3 protein-coding genes and 2 pseudogenes are annotated in these 3,638 nt (G+C 69.4%); 1 reads left to right on the top strand and 4 read right to left on the bottom strand.

The genetic code is table 11. From position 1 onward, the window contains the following. A pseudogene (locus JYJ84_RS38415) lies at positions 1 to 165 on the bottom strand (MFS transporter); the annotation flags it as partial. Further along, complete coding sequence (locus JYJ84_RS31335) at positions 162 to 1,358, bottom strand: serine hydrolase (RefSeq protein ID WP_175223414.1); 1,197 nt, start codon at positions 1,356 to 1,358, stop codon at positions 162 to 164. The pseudogene JYJ84_RS38415 and the gene JYJ84_RS31335, both read right to left, overlap by 4 nt. A gap of 113 nt (positions 1,359 to 1,471) precedes the next feature. Here JYJ84_RS31335 and JYJ84_RS31330 point away from each other — a divergent pair, with 113 nt between their 5' ends. Further along, positions 1,472 to 2,356: a LysR family transcriptional regulator gene (locus tag JYJ84_RS31330; RefSeq protein WP_122946147.1), complete on the top strand. Its 885-nt coding sequence runs from the start codon at positions 1,472 to 1,474 to the stop codon at positions 2,354 to 2,356. Between the two features lie 13 nt (positions 2,357 to 2,369). Here the strand turns inward: JYJ84_RS31330 and JYJ84_RS31325 are convergent, their stop codons facing one another. After that, positions 2,370 to 3,479 (bottom strand): ABC transporter ATP-binding protein, encoded by a 1,110-nt coding sequence (locus JYJ84_RS31325; protein ID WP_175223413.1) that lies wholly within the window; start codon positions 3,477 to 3,479, stop codon positions 2,370 to 2,372. Positions 3,480 to 3,541: 62 nt separating this feature from the next. Further along, positions 3,542 to 3,638, bottom strand: a pseudogene (locus JYJ84_RS31320) (HAD family phosphatase); the annotation flags it as partial.

The raw sequence follows: 3,638 nt of genomic DNA, 5'->3' as shown, positions 1-3,638 counted from the left end.
CGGCAGCAGGCCGGCCGGCAACGCCTCGGTGAGAATCGTGATGAAGGCGGCCGTCGCGAGTGCCAGCAGGTTCGCGACCGGCAGGCGTTCGGCCGCCTGCAGCGGCTGCTCCGCCTGCTCCGGTCGCACGGCAACCTCGTCATCGATCGACGTGCAGTCGCTCATGCCACGCTCCCGGTTTCGACGCCATAGACCGCATCGCGCACCGCAGTCACGATCCGCCCGTAGAGGCCCTCGTACAGCGTGTTGGACAGCGCGACGACCGTCAGCCCGGCCGCGCGGTCGACGAACCACGTATGCCCGTACGCGCCGCCGCCGCGCCAGGTGCCGACCGACTCCGGCGACTGCGCGGCCACCGGATCGCGCAGCACCGAAAAGCCGAGCCCGAAGCCGAAACCCGGCGCATCGCGCAGTTCGCGCGCACCCGGCTGGAGGCGCGCCATCTCGTCGGCCCATGCGCGACCGAGCCAGCCGTCGCGGCCCGTGCGCAGCGCGTCGAGCAGCGTCAAGCAATCGCGCGCGGTGCCGACCATCCCCGCGCCGCCCGACGGCCACGCATCGGCGTCGAACACGCGCGCCGGCTCGAAGCGGATGCCGATCGTGCCGTCGAACACCGGCACGAGATCGACGTCCGCCATCCGGCGCGGGGCGCCCGGCGTGCCCACGTAAGGCGTCGCGAAGCGTGCGGCATCGTGCGCGACGAACGCCGTGTCGGTCATCCCGAGCGGTGTCGTGACGAGCGCGGCCACCGCTTCCGCGAGCGGCCGCCCGTCGACCGCCTCGATCAGCGCGCCAACCACGTCCATCGCGAGCGAATAGCCCCACGATGTGCCCGGCGCGAACTGCAGCGGCACGCCGGCGATGCGTCGCAGGTTCTCGGCGAGCGAGAGGCCCGAGCGATCCATCCCGTCGGACACGCCGGCGCGCGCATACGGGCCGTCGCCGTCCGCTTCGAGGAACCGGTAGCCGAGGCCGGCCGTATGCGACAGCAGATGGCGCAACGTGATGACGGCAGGCGTGCCGTCAGGCAGCGACGGGTGGAACTCGGGCAACCGGTGCGTGACCGGTTCGTCGAGCGCGATGCTTCCTGCCGCGACCAGCCGCATCGCGGCAGCCGCCACGATCGGCTTCGTGACCGACGACAGACGGAACAGCGCGTCCTCCCGCATCGGCAAGCCGGCTTCGCGATCGGCGAGCCCGACGGCGCGCGCATAGCGCAGCTCGCCGTCCTGCGCGACCAGCACGACCGCGCCGACCATGCACGCGTCGGCAAGCGCGCGATCGAGCGCGCCGTCGAGACGGTGGCGCAGCGCGGTGTCCGGTTCCACCCGCAAAGCGGTGACAGGCAGGGATGACATGGCGTGACCTCATACAGTGAACGAGCGCTCATCGTAGGGAGCCGACGCAAGAAGAAAAACCGGGGTAGAGTTCCGGACAATCCGGACGCTGGCGTCCGCAATCGGAAACTCGCATGGAAAACCTCGGCGGCTTCGTCGTGTTCGTTCAGGTCGCGGAAACGCGCAGCTTCGTCGCGGCCGGCCGCGCACTCGGGCTGTCGGCGTCGGCGATCGGCAAGCGCATCGCACGGCTCGAGGCGCGCCTGAACGTGCGGCTCTTTCACCGCAGCACGCGCAGCATCACGCTGACGGCCGAAGGCACGCGCTTTCTCGAACGGTGCCGGCGCGTGCTCGCCGAGCTCGACGCGGCCGAGCAGGAACTGACGCAAAGCACCGAAGCGCCACGCGGGCGCTTGCGCGTGAGCCTGCCGACGATCGGCACGCTGCTGCTGCCGGTGCTCGCCGATTTCATGGCCGCGTATCCGGAGATCGAGCTCGACATCGATTTCAGCGACCGGCTCGTCGATGTCGTCGACGAAGGCTTCGACGCGGTGCTGCGCACCGGCCAGCCGTCGGATTCACGACTGTCGTCGCGGCTGCTCGGCCACTTCCGCCAGCACCTCGTCGCGTCGCCCGCCTATCTCGACCGGCACGGCACGCCGAACACGCCAGCCGATCTCGCGCAGCACCGCTGCCTGCACTATCGTTTCCCGACCAGCGGCAAGCTCGAGACCTGGCCGTTGCGCGTGCCGCGCGCGGGCACGCTGCCCGAGGTGCCGGTCGCGATGGTCAGCAACAGCGCGGAAGCGCGCTTATGCTTTGCGCTTCGCGGGCTCGGCATCGCATGCCTGCCCATCTTCTTCGTCCGTGACGCGCTCGAAGACGGCACGCTGCGCGCGGTGCTCGACGAACACGTCGCGAGCTGCACGCCGATCTACGTGCTGTGGCCGTCAGGCCGCCACCCGACGCCGAAGCTGCGCGCATTCGTCGATTACATGGCCGCGCACCTGCCGGTGTGAGCGCGGCCGGCCGTCATGCGGCCTTCGCGTGCACGCTCAGCCGGCGGAACGCCTGCCCGTGCTCGTCGAACAGGTGGCAGTGCTCGGCTTGAGCGTGCACGTGCAGCGCCTCGCCGGTGCGATACGTGTCGAGCGGCGGAATCCGCGCGATCAGCCCGTCCGGTGCGACGGCCGACTCCGCATACAGGTACGCGGCATCGCCGAGCGATTCGACCGCCATCGTCTTCGCGGCCACGCCGGTAGCCGCCGCTTCGACCTTCAGATGCTCGGGCCGCACGCCGACCGTCACCGCCGCACCACGTTGCAGCCCCGCCGCTTCGACCGCGACGCGCTGCGTCTCGCCGCTGTCGAAGCGCACGAGCACGCCACCCGCATCGACCGAATCGACGGTGCCCTTCAGGAAGTTCATCTTCGGCGAGCCGATGAAGCCCGCGACGAACTGGTTCGCCGGCGCGTGATACAGCGTGTTCGGCGTGCCGACCTGCTGCACCGCGCCGCCCGACAGCACGACGATCTTGTCGGCGAGCGTCATCGCCTCGACCTGGTCGTGCGTCACGTAGATCATCGTCGTCTTCAGCTCGTCGTGCAGCCGCGCGAATTCCAGCCGCATCTTCACGCGCAGCGCCGCGTCGAGGTTCGACAGCGGCTCGTCGAACAGAAACACCTTCGGCTTGCGCGTGATCGCGCGACCGATCGCGACACGCTGCCGCTGGCCGCCCGACAGCTGCTTCGGCTTGCGATCGAGCAGATGGTCGATGTGCAGGATCTTCGCGGCCTGCTTCACCGCCTGGTCGATCTCCGGCTTCTTCGCGCCCGCGAGCTTCAGGCCGAACGCCATGTTGTCGTACAGCGTCATGTGCGGGTACAGCGCATACGACTGGAACACCATCGCGATGCCGCGCTTCGCGCTCGGCACGTCGTTGACTTTCGCGCCGTCGATCAGCAGATCGCCGCTCGAGATGTCCTCGAGGCCGGCGATCATCCGCATCAGCGTGGATTTGCCGCAGCCGCTCGGGCCGACGAACACGACGAATTCGCCGTCGGCGATGTCGAGGTTCACGTTGCGCAGCACTTCGGTGTCGTCGTAGCGCTTCGCGATGTTGCGCAGGAGCACGCTTGCCATGATCTGTCTCCGTTCGTTCGTGATGCGCCGCGTCGAACGCGGCGCGCAATCATTCGTGGTTGCTAGTTCGGCAGCACCGCGCCGGTCGCCTGCCAGCGCGCGACGTAGCCGGGCAGCTCGTGCATGTCGTCGAATACGTGACGCGCGCCGATCCCGCGC

It is taken from the genome of Burkholderia sp. LMG 13014 (assembly GCF_905232215.1).
Taxonomy (GTDB): domain Bacteria; phylum Pseudomonadota; class Gammaproteobacteria; order Burkholderiales; family Burkholderiaceae; genus Burkholderia.
The sequence above is the reverse complement of the archived record's forward strand: the minus strand, read 5'-3'. Positions and strand labels throughout refer to the sequence as shown.

What these genes read in the sequence shown, in the direction of transcription:
- JYJ84_RS31335 (WP_175223414.1), bottom strand. Translation starts at nt 1,358, where the DNA reads ATGTCATCCCTGCCTGTCACCGCTTTGCGGGTGGAACCGGACACCGCG.
- JYJ84_RS31330 (WP_122946147.1), top strand. Translation starts at nt 1,472, where the DNA reads ATGGAAAACCTCGGCGGCTTCGTCGTGTTCGTTCAGGTCGCGGAAACG.
- JYJ84_RS31325 (WP_175223413.1), bottom strand. Translation starts at nt 3,479, where the DNA reads ATGGCAAGCGTGCTCCTGCGCAACATCGCGAAGCGCTACGACGACACC.